Annotated in this window: 14 protein-coding genes; 6 read left to right on the top strand and 8 right to left on the bottom strand. The window is 68.0% G+C overall.

Annotated elements, in window-relative coordinates; all coding sequences use genetic code 11:
- Positions 1-317: 317 nt before the first annotated feature.
- The 3 genes from ACQPXG_RS08090 to ACQPXG_RS08080 all read right to left on the bottom strand — a co-directional run bounded on the left by ACQPXG_RS08090 (position 318) and on the right by ACQPXG_RS08080 (position 3,138).
- Entirely contained in the window at positions 318-1,127 is an 810-nt protein-coding gene (locus ACQPXG_RS08090) for a DNA-methyltransferase (protein ID WP_433466992.1), read from the bottom strand.
- A 573-nt stretch (positions 1,128-1,700) separates the two neighbouring features.
- Complete coding sequence (locus ACQPXG_RS08085) at positions 1,701-1,952, bottom strand: hypothetical protein (protein WP_433466991.1); 252 nt, start codon at positions 1,950-1,952, stop codon at positions 1,701-1,703.
- A 361-nt stretch (positions 1,953-2,313) separates the two neighbouring features.
- Complete coding sequence (locus ACQPXG_RS08080) at positions 2,314-3,138, bottom strand: helix-turn-helix transcriptional regulator (RefSeq protein ID WP_433466990.1); 825 nt, start codon at positions 3,136-3,138, stop codon at positions 2,314-2,316.
- Between the two features lie 149 nt (positions 3,139-3,287).
- Between ACQPXG_RS08080 and ACQPXG_RS08075 the strand changes: the two genes are divergently transcribed.
- The gene (locus ACQPXG_RS08075; RefSeq protein WP_433466989.1) at positions 3,288-4,058 is read left to right on the top strand and encodes an SDR family oxidoreductase; all 771 of its coding nucleotides are present in this window, start codon (positions 3,288-3,290) and stop codon (positions 4,056-4,058) included.
- Here the strand turns inward: ACQPXG_RS08075 and ACQPXG_RS08070 are convergent.
- Complete coding sequence (locus ACQPXG_RS08070) at positions 3,989-4,321, bottom strand: MarR family transcriptional regulator (protein ID WP_433466988.1); 333 nt, start codon at positions 4,319-4,321, stop codon at positions 3,989-3,991. The genes ACQPXG_RS08075 and ACQPXG_RS08070 overlap by 70 nt on opposite strands.
- A gap of 644 nt (positions 4,322-4,965) precedes the next feature.
- Between ACQPXG_RS08070 and ACQPXG_RS08065 the strand changes: the two genes are divergently transcribed.
- Entirely contained in the window at positions 4,966-5,268 is a 303-nt protein-coding gene (locus ACQPXG_RS08065) for a pilin (RefSeq protein ID WP_433466987.1), read from the top strand.
- Here the strand turns inward: ACQPXG_RS08065 and ACQPXG_RS08060 are convergent.
- Positions 5,247-5,864, bottom strand: a complete 618-nt coding sequence (locus ACQPXG_RS08060; RefSeq protein WP_433466986.1) for a hypothetical protein — start codon at positions 5,862-5,864, stop codon at positions 5,247-5,249. The two genes, ACQPXG_RS08065 and ACQPXG_RS08060, sit on opposite strands and share 22 nt — an antisense overlap.
- Before the next feature lie 216 nt (positions 5,865-6,080).
- On the bottom strand, positions 6,081-6,587 hold the full coding sequence (locus tag ACQPXG_RS08055) for an HIT family protein (RefSeq protein WP_433466985.1): 507 nt from the start codon (positions 6,585-6,587) through the stop codon (positions 6,081-6,083).
- 211 nt (positions 6,588-6,798) lie between these two features.
- Here ACQPXG_RS08055 and ACQPXG_RS08050 point away from each other — a divergent pair, with 211 nt between their 5' ends.
- The gene (locus ACQPXG_RS08050; protein ID WP_433466984.1) at positions 6,799-8,205 is read left to right on the top strand and encodes a hypothetical protein; all 1,407 of its coding nucleotides are present in this window, start codon (positions 6,799-6,801) and stop codon (positions 8,203-8,205) included.
- 587 nt (positions 8,206-8,792) lie between these two features.
- Here ACQPXG_RS08050 and ACQPXG_RS08045 read toward each other — a convergent pair.
- On the bottom strand, positions 8,793-9,404 hold the full coding sequence (locus ACQPXG_RS08045) for a hypothetical protein (RefSeq protein ID WP_433466983.1): 612 nt from the start codon (positions 9,402-9,404) through the stop codon (positions 8,793-8,795).
- A 91-nt stretch (positions 9,405-9,495) separates the two neighbouring features.
- Here ACQPXG_RS08045 and ACQPXG_RS08040 point away from each other — a divergent pair.
- Positions 9,496-10,673, top strand: a protein-coding gene (locus tag ACQPXG_RS08040) for an IS3 family transposase (protein WP_433466982.1) whose coding sequence is annotated in 2 segments (ribosomal slippage) — positions 9,496-9,757 and positions 9,757-10,673 — 1,179 coding nt in all. Because the reading frame shifts where the segments join, the coding sequence is not laid out codon by codon here.
- A gap of 394 nt (positions 10,674-11,067) precedes the next feature.
- Here ACQPXG_RS08040 and ACQPXG_RS08035 read toward each other — a convergent pair.
- Entirely contained in the window at positions 11,068-12,465 is a 1,398-nt protein-coding gene (locus ACQPXG_RS08035; protein ID WP_433466981.1) for a recombinase family protein, read from the bottom strand.
- A gap of 259 nt (positions 12,466-12,724) precedes the next feature.
- Here ACQPXG_RS08035 and ACQPXG_RS08030 point away from each other — a divergent pair, with 259 nt between their 5' ends.
- Together ACQPXG_RS08030 and ACQPXG_RS08025 are read left to right on the top strand one after the other, a co-directional pair.
- Positions 12,725-13,684 carry a hypothetical protein gene (locus ACQPXG_RS08030; RefSeq protein WP_433466980.1) on the top strand — a complete coding sequence of 320 codons (960 nt, stop codon included), beginning with the start codon at positions 12,725-12,727 and terminating at the stop codon, positions 13,682-13,684.
- 144 nt (positions 13,685-13,828) lie between these two features.
- The gene (locus tag ACQPXG_RS08025) at positions 13,829-15,262 is read left to right on the top strand and encodes an ATP-binding protein (RefSeq protein ID WP_433469919.1); all 1,434 of its coding nucleotides are present in this window, start codon (positions 13,829-13,831) and stop codon (positions 15,260-15,262) included.
- The last annotated feature ends 89 nt before the right edge of the window (positions 15,263-15,351 follow it).

The raw sequence follows: 15,351 nt of genomic DNA, 5'->3' as shown, positions 1-15,351 counted from the left end.
GCCCTGGTACGAACTCCGGTTCTGGTGTAGCCATCGCAGAATCTCTCGAATCACGGCGAGTTGGCGAACCTCAAGGGCTTCACCATCACGTCCACCGACAGCGACGAACTGAACCCTCACTGCCAGCGAGCGTCCCGATCCATCTGTGTCACGACCTTGACGGTCGTCCTGGTTCGCGAGCGGGCCCGCCCTCTCAGAGGCCGGGACAGCGATCTCAGGCAGGTCACCGGGAGGCCCGTCCGGACTTGATTCGGCAGCATATTGGCTGCTCAACTCGGTACGCCTAACCACTTGGTGAGGTTCATGTATCTGGCGCCTCACCGTGCGTTACCCCCGTGGCCGCTGTCCTCCCGGAGTCTGCGTTTGGCGATGCTGCGCAGGGCTGGTGTCTGTTCTACGCCGATGAAGGCGCGGCCGAGGTGCCGGGCGGCAATCCCGGTGGTGGCGATTCCTGCGAACATGTCCAGAACGGTGCCGCCGGGTCGGCATCCGGCGGCAATGCAACAGAGCGGCACCTCGATCGGCAGGGTGTGCCATTGCGGCCGCGTCGGCAACGACCAGACGTCTCCGGCAGGCCCGACCGGCACTGCTCCGGGATCGTGCCGCCGACTCGGCTCTTTTGCCGTGCCGCTTCGGTCGCGGCAATCGCCGATAGCTCTGCCGCCGACGCCACTGCCGTGCTGGCCGGATTGCCGTCTGAGGTGCGACCAATTGCACCCACGCGCGCTGCCGCCGGTACCCTGTTCGGTTTCCGGAACGCAGCGGAGGTCAAGCTCAGCGTTCGCATGATCGCGGATACGGCGCCTGTGTCGTCCGCGCGGTGGGCCGGCCGACCCGGACGCGTCCGCGTAGCGGTCGCTGGTGATCAGCCAAGCGGTCCCCTGGTCGGTCAGTACCCGGTGGGCTTGGGCGAAGACGCGGCGTAGGGCGGCGAGGTGAAGGGCCGGTGTGGGCTCGCGGCCGTAGCGGCTCGGGGTGTCTGCGGTCGTGTCGCGTGGTTGTGGTGTCCAGGGTGGTGGGCTGGTGATGATGCAGTCGGCGGATCCGGCTGGCATCTCGGCCAGCACCTGGCGGGGGTCTCCGGTGTAGAGGGCGTGGGTCTTGTCGTGCCAGTAGGGTTCGCGCACCTGTTCGGTCCCTCCTGTGCGTTCAGGTCGGTTTCCGGTATGGGCGCGATTGTCGGCACGGGCTTCATAGGAACCTCATAGAAGCGGCATCTACCTCGGGCGTTTGCCGTGCCGCCATGCGCCGGCCCAGGTTGCCGTTGCCGCCGTGCCGTTCCGTTCAGCACTGGTTCGCCGTCCGCTCTGCCGCGTGTGTTGCCGTGTTCGCGACCGGTTGATCCGACGTTGCCGCCGCGGCACACGACGATCAGCGTCCTTGCCGCTCCCGGCGTGCGGAGGAGTCGGGGCCCTTTGCCGAAGTCCGGCACGCCTGGTTTGAGGCTGGTCGTACTTACGGGCTGATGTGTGGCGTCGTAGGCAGCGTATTGGCTGTGTCACTTTCCGTGGACGTCGTTTCGACGCGAGTTCGGGAGTCACCAGAGAGCTGTCTGCATGATCAAAGTCGATGAGAATTGATGTCACTGTGCCGCTGCGTCAGCCCGTCAGGGCTGACGCAGCGGGCCGATCGTTGACGCGAAGGTGGCCGCCAGGAGGAAAGATCGATAGGGCAGGCCAACGAGGATCCTGACGTCCAGGTCAGGCCGTGGGAGGGACGGCGCGGTTGAGAGGTTCCAGGTCGCCGTGCGGGGCGGCATGGAGTGCGGCCGCGAGCTCACGGGCCCGCTCCTCGCGCGACACGTTGTGCATCATGAAGTAGATCGGCCCTGTGTAGGCGTCCGCACCGACTTCACGATTGTGGACCAAACGGGTGATCGCGGCCCGGACGGCGTCGTTCACCTCGTCGTCGACGTGGTGTCCGGAGCTCGCGGTGAGTGTGTCCGCCTTCACGGTCCACCGAGGACCGTCGGTTTCAATGGCGATGAATACGGCGTGCTGCCCCATGGCCCGCCTGTATGCCTTGTGGAAAGCGTCAGTGCCACTGGCGTTGGGGACGAGGGCCGGGCTGAATGTGCTGCTCGGGGCGTGGCGGCAGGCGCAGGCGCGTGGAGCGGTGCTGGTGCTGGCCTGTGTGCCTGAGCATCTGCGGCGGATCCTCGAGATGACCGGGAGCGGATCAGGTTCTGCGCGTCTTTGACACCGTCACCGACGCGGAAGCGGTGTTCTCTGGCTGAGCCGGGTTTCCGGTCTCGTGGTCCACGATAAGGTCAACGAGAGATTGCAGCGTGAGGCTGGCTTCCGCGGGATGCCTTTAGTGGGCTGTCGCCCAGCTCCCCAGCAGGGCCAGTCGTTCCGCCGTCTCCGAGCCCGGTTCCGGTGTGTAGACCACGATGGTCTGTTCCGGTGTCTCCGGGAGCGTCAGGGACTCGAACGGGAGGGTCAGCAGGCCCGCGACCGGGTGCCGGAGGCGTATCACGCCGTGCATGCATGCCCTGACCTGGTGATCGGCCCACAGGCGGCGGAAGTCCTCGCTCTTGAGGGAGAGCTCGCCCACGAGGTCGCGCACGGCGCGGTCGTCGGGGTGGGCGCCCGCGCTCAGCCGCAGGTTTGCGACGGACTGGGCGGCGTACGCGGCCCAGTCGGGGTAGAAGTCGCGGCCCCCGGGTTCGAGGAAGAGCTGACGGACGAGGTTGCGCCGGCCGGGGGCCATGCGGCCGAAGCCGTGCACGGCGTCGGCGAGGGCGTTCCAGGCCAGGGTGTCCATGGCGGGTCCGGTGACGAAGGCCGGGGTGCGCTCCATGCTGTCGAGCAACAGCTGGACGCCGGGGCGGACGCGGGGCGCGCCGCTGCGGCGCTCGGCCTTCTTCGGCGGCCGCGCCACCCTGAGCAGATGGGCGTGCTCGGTCTCGTCCAGGCGCAGTACCCGGGCGATGGAATCCAGGACGGCGTCCGACACCCTCGGCCCGCGGTCCTGTTCCAGGCGGACGTAGTAGTCGACGCTCACCCCGGCCAGCTGTGCCACCTCCTCGCGGCGCAGCCCGGGCACCCGGCGTCGGCCGTACGAGGGCAGCCCCACTTCCGCGGGCTGGATGCGGGCGCGGCGTGTGCGCAGGAAGTCACCGAGATCCCCGTCCATGGACTCGATCGTAGGGGAGCACCCGGCGCGGAACCTGGTACTGACAGACCCAGGAAAAGCTCAGCCCTGGGTAGAGCCGTCAGAGCGGCGGAGGGTCGTGGACGAGGCCGGGGATGTCCCGGCCGACTTCCCTTCCGAGGAGCACTTCCATGTCGTACGAGAACCTGGCCGGACGCACCGCCGTCGTCACCGGAGCCGCGAGCGGGATCGGCGAGGCCGTCGCTCTGACGCTGGCCGCGCAGGGGGCGAAGGTCGCGCTGTTGGCGCGGCGCACGGAGCGGCTCGACGCCCTCGCCGAGAAGATCCGGACCGACGGCGGGCAGGCGCTGCCCGTGGTCGCCGACGTCACCGACGGCGCGTCCGTCGCGGCCGCCGTGGACCGGATCCACGAGGTGTACGGGACCGTCGACCTGGTCGTCAACAACGCCGGCATCGGCCTGCTGAGCTTCTCCATCGAAGACGCGCCCGTCGACGACTTGCAGCGGATGATCGACACCAATGTCACCGGAGTCCTGCGTGTCACGCGCGCCTTCGCCAAGGACCTGAACGAAGCGGCCGCACAGGGCCGCAGCGCGGACCTGGTGAACGTCTCGTCCATCGGCGCGCACCACCTGCCCGGTTTCCCCGGCGCCGCCGTGTACGGGGCGACGAAGGCCGCGGTCACCCACCTCTCGGCGCTGCTGCGCGCCGAGTTCGGACCGCGGGACGTGCGGGTCACCAACATCGAGCCCGGGGCAGTCGCGACCGAGATCGCCGCGCACCTCGATGAGGACAGTCTGCAGAAGCTGGCCGGGGCGGCAGCGCCGGCGTACGGCCCACTGGCGGCCGGGGACCTGGCCGATGTCGTCGCCTACGTCACCAGCCGTCCCCGGCACGTCAACCTGCGGCAGATCATCGTGCTGCCCACCAGGATGGTCTGAGCGGGCATAGTGCAAGGACCCCTTAGCGGCAGGTCGAGGCTGAGGGTGTACTGGTTGCGCCGTCCGCTGAGTTGCCGGTGCAGATAGCCGGCTTGTTCGAGGTCGGCGATGATGACCTGGACGGCTCGTTCCGTGATCAGGCAGGCGGCGGCGATGGAACGCAGCCGTGCATCGGGGTCTCGGGCGATGGCCAGCAGCACCCGCGCATGATTGGTCAGGAACGTCCACCGGCCATCCGGGCGATCTCTGGCGTCAGCTGCCATCCCGCCCTACCTCCCGCCTCGACGTGCGATGAAGAATGCCGGAAATCCTCATCGCCCGTTGTGGCAGGGGGAACGTGATCGAATTGCCGTGTATGCCCATTGCCGGTGCATGGTCGTTGACCTGGCGGCCCCGGGCGTCCCACGCCGGCGTGCCCGCTGGGTCAGCCCACCACGATGGTCACGGCGTATCGCGGCGTACAGATCAGCCTTCGACTGAGACTTCCCCATCCGGCCCCCTGCGGCAGAAGCACACCCACCGTCCCACCGCAAGCCCCTGGCTGCCGTCAAAACAAACCGACACCGCAAACTCGGTCAGAAGGTGACTCCCGCAGTCACCTCGAAACGACTCCCCCTCTCGGTTACAAAGCCAGGCGTATGGCCGTTGGGGTTGCGGCGCTGAGATTTCGCATAGGTCCCTCTGACCGATCGGTGGGCCGTGCCTGTTGTGAGGTTTCTATGCGGGGGTGTGGCGTCCTGATGGGCGCCGGGGCCCTGCAGTCGGCCGATCCGCCCGCCCCATGCGGGCCGGATCTCTGTCCGACCGCGTGACCGTGGCCGGAGGGAGGTGATGGTCTCCGCCGGCAGAGCCCGCTTCCCTCCCGGTCGCTTCGGGGCCCCGGTCACGTCCATCTAGGAGGTGGCTGATGCGCTCGAAGATGTCCCGGTGGGCGGCGCCAGCCGTGGTCGTGCTGGTCGGTGTGCTGCTGGTGCTGTTGGCGGCGCCGGATGCGTTCGCCGATGCGCTGGCGGCGCCGCCGAAGGATCTGAATGAGGTGATCAATCGGATCACCAGGTGGCTGGTGGGGTTGCTGGTGGCGCTGGCGACCTTGTTCCTGACCGTCGGCGGGATCCGTTACCTGCTGGCCGGGGGTGACCCGGGCGAGGTCGGCAAGGCCAAGGACACCTTGAAGTACGCGGCGATCGGCTATGGCGTGGCTGCGCTCTGAGTAGCAGTCCGCCCAGGTGGTGCAGGTCGTCGTGGCGTCGGCGGCATGATCGCGGCGCAGAACGCCATGAACGCGCCCTTGGCACCGCCGCAGAACACCGCCACCTGGTCCGGGGTGCAGGGGACGCCGACGCTGGTGAAGTGGGCGGCGGCGAACGCGCGGGCCTCCTCATCCAACCCGGACGATCCGCCCCGGTAGGCGCCAAGCCGGTGGCGGCGCCCCGCGACATAGCGCAGGACGCCGACGGCCGATTCGCCGGGGCGGGCCAGCTGCGGGTACAGCAACTCGAATACGGCTCGGACGCTGATGCGGGGCCGGTGGGCGGCGTCGAAGACGTCCAGGTCGGCGTGGGCCGGCGCGTGGGGGCCCGCCTGGCGGCAGGCGTAGCCGAACAGGCCGCGCCGCTCGCGGTAGAAGAAGGCCCCGACATCGGTCACGACCGGGTGCGGATCAGGCGAGGCATGGCTGCCCTTGTACAGCTTGACCAGGTCGTGCCTGCTCTTGGCGTCGTCCAGCACCGCATACACCGCGGTGTACAGGTCGTCGAAGCCGCTCTGCAGCGCCGCCCCGCGGGACGTCGCCGGTCGTCCTGTCATCGGACCCGCCAGGGAGACCTCGCCGCTCATGGCGCCGTCCGCCTCGCGTGCGGCCGGGCCTGCAGGTCGGTGACGGTCGCGGCGATGAGGTCGGTGCAGCGGTGCTCGGCCCAGTCCCAGGCGTCATTGTCGACACGGGGATCAAGGGCGACCACCGCGCGGCGCAGCCGGATCCGCCGATGCGCCCGCCGTGCCTGATCGGCATCCTGGCCGACGTCATAGACCCGCCGCCGCCTGCTGGGTGCGGACGGCGATGTAGGAACGGTCAGCGGGCAGATCGGCCAGAGCACCAACCTCTTCGCCGTTCAGCCGCTCATCCAGCCATCCGGCCAGGTTGGCGGTCGAGGGCAGAAGGTGCCAGTGTGCGTGTTCGATCCGTCGTACTCCGGCGGCGGCCAAGCCGTACTCGAAGGCCAGGACGGGCAGGCCGTAGACCGCCTGCAACCGGGCGGCCAGATCCTCGACCAGGGCCTGGGCCTCCTCCAACGCATCGGTCCGCAGCTGGCCGAAGGACAGCGTGTGAGCCCGGGGCACCAGAAGCAGGTAGCCGGGGACGAAGCAGCCGTACGTCGGCACCGCGACGAGGTTCTCGCCGACCGCGATGAACCGGGACCGGCCAGGCGGCAGCAGCCCATCCAGCGGCGTGGACCGCGACGGATCCGCCCCCGCGCACAGCACACACCAACTGCGCTGTCCGACCGGTCCCGCTTGCGTGCGCTGCACCGTGCCTCCCCGCTGGGCCACCGCCCCCGACCATCGGGCGCTGTCTGGTCTCCAGTAGGCGGCGGCACAGGGATCGATGAGGCGGTGCCGCCAGTGCGGTCTGGTGCCGTTGGTGCGCGCGGGTGCAACCCGGTAGCCGAGCGGCCCGGCGCAGGGCTACGGTGCGAGCACCCGGGGATGCACGCCGCCGACTCGTGCCGGGGAGAACCTGATGACCAACTCCAACACCACCACCCCGGCCAGAGGGAACGGCCCGCCGCTGGCCGCGCTGCTCAACGCGCTGGGATGGAACCCCGAGCGGCTGGCACGCCGCCTCAACTCCTTCGCCGAACGGCAATGCCTCCCCGACCGGATCCACCCCAAGACCCCCTACAAATGGGTGACCGGCGACCGGCCCCGCCCTCCCCGGCCACCCTGGCCCTCCCTCACCGCGGCGCTCATGTCAGAAGTCCTGCACCGCGAGGTCACCCCCAGCGAGCTCGGCTGGCCGACCGACGACCCGCAGGCCGTGCCCGCCGACACCGGGCTGATCGTGCCCTGGGACACCCAAGGCACCTTGCGTGCGCTGCGCGCCCGCACCCAAGCTGGGGCCATGGACCGGCGCCTGTTCCTGATGCTGCTGGGGAGTGCGGCCACCTCACCCGCCCACGAGTGGCTGATCGCCCACACCGCCCCCGACAGCTCCCACACCACCGGGACGCGGGTGCCGATGCAGGTCGTCGACCACCTCGACCAGATCACCGCCCAACTGCGGCGAATGGACGACCAGCTCGGCGGCGGCCAGCTCCTGAACCTGGTCCACCAGCACCTGCGCTACGTCACCGGCCTGCTGGACCAGAACTCGTACACCGACGCGGTCGGCCGACGCCTGCACGCCACCGCCGCCGAGCTGCTGCGCCTGGCCGGGTTCATCAGCTTCGACGCCGGCCTCCACCCACGAGCCCAGCGGTACTGGATCGGTGCCCTGCACGCTGCCCACGCCGCCGGCGACCACGCACTCGGCGCCAACGTGCTGGGGTTCTGGTCGTGCCAGGCCAAAGACATCGGCCAGATCCGCGAGGCCGTCACCCTCGCCGAGACCGCGCGGTCCGGATACCGCGGAGCCACTCCGGCCGTCACCGCGATCCTGGAGCTGAGGGCGGCCGAAGCCCACGCCAACGACCACGCCACCACCCAAGCCCGGCGGGCGATCGACGCCGCCTTCGACGCCCTCACCGCCAACCCCACTTCATCCGGGCCACCGGACTGGTGTTACTGGATGGACCAAGCCCAGGCCCACGCCCAAGCCGGGTACTGCTACCTCAAGCTCGGCGACCACACCCGAGCCCGCACCCACCTGCGCCACGGCCTGACCCTCCAAGACTCCTCCTACTCCCGAGAAGGCGCGCTACGGCACGTGCTGCTGGCCACCACCTACCTCCAGCAAGACCGGCCCGAACTCGACCAGGCCCTCACCCACGGCAGCCACGCCCTGGACGCACTGGCGGGCGAAGTCGACTCCACCCGATGCATCGGCCACCTATCCCGCCTCGTCGACAACCTCCACCCATACCGCCGCAGAACCGGTGTCACCGAATTCGTTGACCGAGCCAGACCAGTACTCGCCGGGACGTCCTGACTAATTGATCTCTGCCGCCACAACCCGCGCGCCAGAAGCCGCCGTTTCGACTGGTCAGACAAGATATGTTGAATTCTCGTTGGATACCACTGCGACAGTTCAGCGGGGCCCTTTGAATCGACGAAGCCGATCCACAGATCGCATCAAATGGCCCGCCAGATGATGTCCTCGTCGGTCATCAGTTAGCGTCAAATTCGGTCGGCTCAGCCAGGTCAGCCATCGGCTGAGCAGCCGGGGGCCAGCAGGGCATCGAGAGCATGCTGATTGATCACCACGCCCGATCGGTCAGGGCGCGGGCTGGGGCAACAAAGGGCACTGACCGTTCAGCGGACCCCCTGCAACGGCGACCTAATCGGCGGTTCCGAACACCGCTCCGCCAAGTACCGCGTCGCCAGGATCTCGTGTATATGGCGGATGGCCAGCGGTGTCTATGAGACCAGTTTCACCGATAGACGCACGCACTGGGCAGCCCCCTGCGCGTGCGCGCTCCGACCTTCGCGACCATCGTCCACCGTGCGCCCGTCCGTGGCCGTGCCACGCTTCGTCCTACAGCGGCCCCGTCGCGCCCACTACGCCGCCTGCTCGGGTCAGGCCCGGCCGACGCTGGCGAGAAGCGCACCGGCTCGGGCGTCAAGGTCGGTGGCCTGACGCACTCCGCGGTCGCGGAAGACCGCCAACTCCTGCCGCATCTCGGTCACCGCCTTGCGGGTACGAGCCGAGTGCACACCGGCCATGAGGTCCAAAGAGCGCCGCCACGCATCGCACGCTGCCTCGATGTGCCCCTGCTTGAGGTGCATCCGCGCCTCGGCGGTGGTGTTGAGGGCGTTCACCCGGGCGTAGGTGCCGTCCGGCCGTGAGGCCGCCGCGTGCGCGTACTGCCCGGCCGCGTTCGCAGGGTCGTCCAGCGTGTTGAAGACCTCGCCGAGCCGGGCGTACACGGTGCCCGCCGGTGGCCCCCATGCCAGTACCCAGAATGGGATCTCCTCCGGCGGGTGCGGTACCGCCATCAGTTCATGGGTGCGCTTGACCTCCGCCACTGCCTCGCCGCGCCGCCCAGCCTTGGCGTAGGTGTGGGCGAGCGCGCTGCGGAACGTCGCCTCGGTGAACGGGTCGGCCTTCCCTCTCAACCGCGACAGGGCGGTTTCGGCGAGCGTCACGCAGTCGGCGGCTGGGCTGCGCTTGAGGCCTTGCAATGCCATCGTGCGCATGACCTGGCCGTCGACTTGAGGCGCCCTGGATCTTCCGGACAGGTCCCCAACTAGGGTTGGGGAGAACCGGAAGGGAAGGTCGTTGGCACGACAGAGGCGGCATTTCACCCAGGAGCACAAGGACGAGATCGTCCGCATGGTCCTGGACGGCCCACGCCCCATCGCCCATGTAGCCCGTGAGGTCGGGATCCACGACACGACGCTTGGTAACTGGGTCAAGGACTACCGCAGGCGACACGGCGGCGACGCGTCGACGGAAAGCGGCGGCGGCGAGAAGAAGAGCGCCCGGGAACTTGAGCTCGAGCGGGAGAACCGCAGGCTCCGCGAGGAGAACGCCTTTCTGGTAAAAGCCGCGGCCTTCTTCGCGAAGGATCATCGGTGAGCGCCAAGTACGAGCTCATCGATGCGGAGAAGGCCAACCACGCCATCATTGACATGTGCGCCTGGCTGCGCGTTTCCCGGTCCGGCTTCTATGACTGGCGGACTCGTCCGTTGTCGGCGACTGCCGAACGCCGGGAACGCCTCAAGCCGATGATCGAGGCGGTGTTCGAGGCCAACCACGAGACCTACGGCTATCGGCGTGTCCACGCGGTGCTGGCGCGCTCGGGTGAGCAGGTCTCGCCGGAGCTGGTGCGGCAGTTGATGCGCGAGCTGGGGCTTGTGCCGGTGCAGCCGCGGCCGTGGCGGCCGGTCACCACCCAGGCCGGCGAGCCCGGTGCGATCCCCGACCTGGTCAACCGGATCTTCACCGCCGAGCGTCCAGGCACCAAGCTGGTCGGTGATATTACATACATCCCGACCTGGGAAGGCTTTCTGTATTTGGCGACCGTGATCGATTGCCATTCGAAGATGGTGGTCGGTTGGGCGATGGCCGATCACTTCAAGACCTCGCTCATCATGACCGCCCTGGACTCGGCAGCCGGAAACGTCAACATCGAGGAGGGCTGCATCTTCCATAGCGATCGCGGGTCGAACTATACGAGCGATGAGTTCGGCCGGCACCTGCGCCGATACGGCATGCGCAGGTCGGTTGGAAGAACCGGGGTTTGCTGGGACAACGCGATGGCGGAATCGTTCTTCGGAGCGTTGAAGAACGAGTGGCTCAACCGTATGGTATTTGCCACACGCAGCAAAGCACGCCGCGCGGTTGTGCAATACATCGAGGGCTTCTATAATCGACGCAGACTTCATTCCGCGAACGGGTATCGGACCCCTCTTGAGGTCCACATAGAGTATCTGGGCCGGCAGCAAGCAGCGTAGATCTGCCCGCGGATCACCCATCAGTCAGCTGTCCGGAAAGCGCGGGGCCCCTCACCCTGACTGAGAACGACCAAAACGGCCACGTCCACGATCTCCTGAGACCGTCAAAGAACTCCCGAACCTGTCCAACAAGCATTGGACCCACTCCGTTCAAGATCTCCTGGAGGCGCACATTGACACCGGGCCCGAAAGGCGCATGACGGAAAACTTGACCTTGCCTTCCTTCGATATTCCTGCGCGTGACGGTAATGTTGAGCCGCACGCAGCAGTCCGGATCTGCGTGCGGGCTCGCATCAATCCGACCAGGTGGCTGCAGGCTATGCACCAACCGAAATGCGGTACGGAGCGACGAGCGATGAATGGAGGGGCCATGTACTTTCGGTCGGACACAGGATTACCCCATGGGTGACGCGAAGAGCTCGATCTGGGAGGCTGTTCCTGGAGCGGGCTCTTCCTCGTTGTTGCCGACCACGGTGCAAGATGACCTGTCGCAGACGATGGCGAGACCGTTGCGCTTGAGGAGTGCGACGAGTTCATACGGTGAGCGAGCTTCGCCTCGTCGTGGTGAAATCTGCCGCATCAACTCGTCGAGCAGGTGGTCTTCTCGTAGGTAAAGGTTCTTCGGCGCGTCGCGAGAGCGCGGCTTGGTGCTGTCGTAGCCGTGGCGGCAGCGATAGCCGCTGCGTCCGTTGACCCAATGGGAGTCCATCCGCCGCCGGCAGAGGCCGCATAGGAGCATGCCGGCCAGGAGGTATACGCGGACGCTCCCATCGCGGGTGGGTCTGGCGGCGCGGATCGTCTGCGCGGCGACGAAGTCGGCGTCGGAGACCAGTGCCGGATGGGCGGGCTTCTTGGAGATCGCCCATCCCGTGGTCGTGTCGTCGAACCCGGCTTGCCGGTCCCAGACTTGACGGCCGGTGTAGCGGGGGTTCTCCAGGATCGTGGCGACCGTGTTCAGCGTCCAGTCCTGTCCCGACCGGTGGGGATTTCGCTTTCGATCGACACGGGACGGGCAGGGGACACCGCGTTCGTTGAGTTCGCGGGCGATTCCGGCCACGCTCACGCCGGAGAGGCGGCGCGCGAAGATCCATCTCACGTGCGGAGCGGTCAGCGGGTCGGGATCGAGGCGCCGCAGGCGACGTCCCCATTGGGCGTGCACCTGGTTCGGGTGCGGACCGGCGTCCACGAGCCGGTACCCGTAAGGGGGCCGGCCGCCGAGGTAGCGGCCCTGCTCGCAGGCTTGGATGCGCATCGCGGCCAGGACACGGTGCCGTGCCCGCAGTACCTCGCGCCGCGACTGCGCGCCCAGCATCATCATGAGCGCACGGTGCGCCGGCTCGTTCATGTCGACGGGACCGAACGCCTCAGGCAGCCACAGCCGGATGCCGTGTGCGTCCAGGAGCGGAGCGAGCGCGGCAAACTGGTTTCCGGAGAACGCGCGTTCGTACTCCCCGACCACGATGGCATCGAAGGTGCGGGCCGTCAGGGCTTCGAGCAGTGCCGCCGCCTGTGGACGTCGTGACCACGGCACCTCGCGTGAGCATCCAGCGTCGAAGTAGTCGGCCACGATCACGCCTTCGCCGGTGATAAGGGAGTCGGCGGCTTCACGCCGCCACCCATACGACGTCCGCCGATCCTGGTGACCGGTAGTCGAGGTCCGCCCATAGAAGGCGAAGCGCAGGCCCTTCCCGACCGGTTGGGTACCGCTGGCGGCCTTCCGGCCGCCGGCCCGCCCTTTGTGCTTCGCCCACTCGCCGAACGGGTCATGAGACGACTGTTCTCGGATCGCCATCGCGGAGGCCTCCCAGGGGATGAGGTGACACACCGATCAGATGACATGAGCCGTCGGCTACGACACCGAACCATCGACGTCGTCCCGGACACGACGCCTTCCGCCTTGCTCGCCTGATCCACCCCCTGATCGCCCAACGCCCTCCTTGCACTGCGGCTGCCGTTGCCGTCCCCCACTCGTGACCGTGCCGCGGCCCGGCGGCTGCGCGAGTCAACGGACGGAGGGGGCAGGCAAGTTCCAGCGTTTACGATCGACGGTCGTGGCGACGAAGCGGATGAACAAGGACGAGTTCTACAAGGAACTGGCCGGTCTCGACGATGACGCGTTGAGGAAGCTGCTGTGGACGTTGTACTGGCGGGGCACCAAGCAGTTCCGAGAGCGCATCGAGACCGAACTCCAGCCCGCCGACACCGAGCCGGCCGTTTCCAACAAGGAGCGGATCGACCCCCAAGGGGTCTTGCGCGGCATCACCGACTTCGTGGCACTCGCCCGCGCGGGCGCCTACATGGCCGGGGATCGGCGCGTATCACCCCAGGAACGCAGTCGGTGGCGCTTCATCTTCCAGCGTCTGGCCAAGGACGCGCGCTCCGCGCTCGCTCTCGACGTCCCGACCGGCGCCGCCGCCCTTGAGCAGCTCATCGACCTGGCTTGCGAGATCAAGAGCTACGATCTGTTCCATTCCGAGGATCCCGTGGAGGCTGCCGGTTTCGTCGTCTCCGATGCCGTCGCCACCCTGTGGCAAGGTCTGCGCGACCACCACGGATTCTCCAGTTTCGCGCGGCTGGCCGCGCCGCAGCTCATCCGCTGGGAGCAGGAGCACGGGTGGACCCGTTCCGGATGGGGCCGCATCAGCGAGAAGGAGACCACCCTCGCCGCCGTTCTTGCCGGGCTGCTGCGGGGCAGCGACGCCTGGGCCGACTTCGCCGGCCACTACCTGACCGCACTCGACCAGACCCGAACCGCCGCCCCCAGAATCTACGGCGTCGACGCCGATCACTCTCGCAGAGAGCGCACCGGTGATCTCGCGGAGTGGCATCTGCTTCTGCTTGAACGCCTGGAAGGCACCAATGCCGACCATCTGCTCGACCGGCTCGTCACCCACCCCCAACTCGCCGGTCCCGAACTCACCTACCTCCAAGCCCGCCGCGCAATCCAGATCGGCGCTCCAGACAGAGCTCGTGCCCTGATGCGACTGTCTGAAAAAGTTGCCCGGCCATGAGGGCTTCCTCGCATTCGCGAAGAAGATCAGCGCCCGGTGAAGCTCACCCGCGTCGCCGGCACGTAGCTGAGCAGACGCCCCACCCAAATGCAACTGAAACTGCGGTAAATGTAACCGCATCTCTGTTACATTTGGCGCGTGAGCATGAATCTGGACGACCTGGTGGAACGCCTGCGCACAGCAGGCGGCGACTCGTCGGATGTGGAGGTCAAGTCGGCCGCTGGCGGGCTGCCGAAGTCGTTGACCTCGACACTCAGCGCCCTGGCGAACCTTCCGGGCGGCGGGACGATCATCCTGGGGCTCGATGAGGCGACAGGCTTCCGGCCCGTACCGCTCACCGACCCGCAGAAGCTCAAGCAAGGCATCGCCGTGAAGGCACGCTCGTTCACCCCACCCGTCCGGATCACCGTGGAAGACGGGGTTGTCGAGGGAATGCCGGTCGTTGTGGCGCACGTTCACGAGTGCGATCCGTCGGCCAAGCCGTGCCGCGTGACCGGATCCGGCACAGCCTACCTGCGCGGGTACGACGGGGACTTCGAACTATCAGCCCTTGAGGAGCAGGCATTCCTCGCCGCACGGCAGCCACCCCTTTTCGACCGGGCCCCGGTCGACGGCGCCACCCGCGACGACCTCGACCGTGATCTCGTTGAGGGCTTCCTGCGGTCGGTGCGCGAACGGGACCCCCACGGGCTGGGCCGTTTCGACGACAGCGCGGAACTCCTCCGCCGCGCGGGGGTGACGACGCCTGACGGGACGCCCACGGTCGCCGGGCTGCTGTCCCTGGGCGTCCACCCGCAGGAATGGTTCCCGCGGTTCGTCATCCAGGCATCGGCCGAACCACTGCCGAACGACCCTGCGGGATCACGCGCCCGCAACCAGGCCACCATCACCGGCCCGATCCCCCTCATGCTCGACGAGGCACTCGCCTGGGCAAGACGGACCTTCGACACCGCGATCGTCTCGGCACCCGACGGCACCGTCCACGACGAACCGGCCTTCCCCCTCATCGCCTTCCGCGAGATCATCGCCAACGCGCTCGTCCACCGCGACCTCGACCACTGGTCGGCTGGCATGGCCGTCGAGGTACGCCTGCGCCGTGACCGCCTAATCGTCTCCAATCCCGGTGGTCTTTACGGCATCACCGTCGAGAGACTCGGCCGCGAGGCCGTGACCTCGGCCCGCAATGCCCGGCTCGTCGCCATCTGCCAGCATGTCCGCACCCCCGACGGCGGCGCCCGCGTCATCGAAGCCCTCGCCACCGGCATCCCCATCGTGACCAAAACCCTCGCCGAAGCGGGACTCCCACCCGCGCACTACATCGACGCCGGTATCCGCTTCACGGTCCTCCTCCGGAGGGCCGCCTCCACAACGCGCCCCGGCGACGACTTCAACCAGACAGAGCTGCGCGTCTACGACGCACTGGCGACCGGCGCGCGTACCGTGGCAGAACTCCAGGGTCAGCTGAACCTGACCGCCCCCAACATCCGCAAGGCCCTCCGTGAGTTGCGCCGCCGGGGACTCATCGAACAACACGGCGGAAGAGGCCGAACGACCACCTACCGCCGACCGGCGGACTAGCCACCCGAACCTCCGGCCGTGATCCGGCACGGACCACCGATCGGGTACCGGCGAGGCGCTGTGCTGCCAGAGCGTGATCTCGGCCCGGC

Origin of the sequence: Spirillospora sp. CA-128828 (genome assembly GCF_050945415.1) — a bacterium.
GTDB lineage: Bacteria > Actinomycetota > Actinomycetes > Streptosporangiales > Streptosporangiaceae > Spirillospora.
Note: the sequence above shows the minus strand (reverse complement) of the source record. Positions and strands in the feature narration are given on the sequence as shown.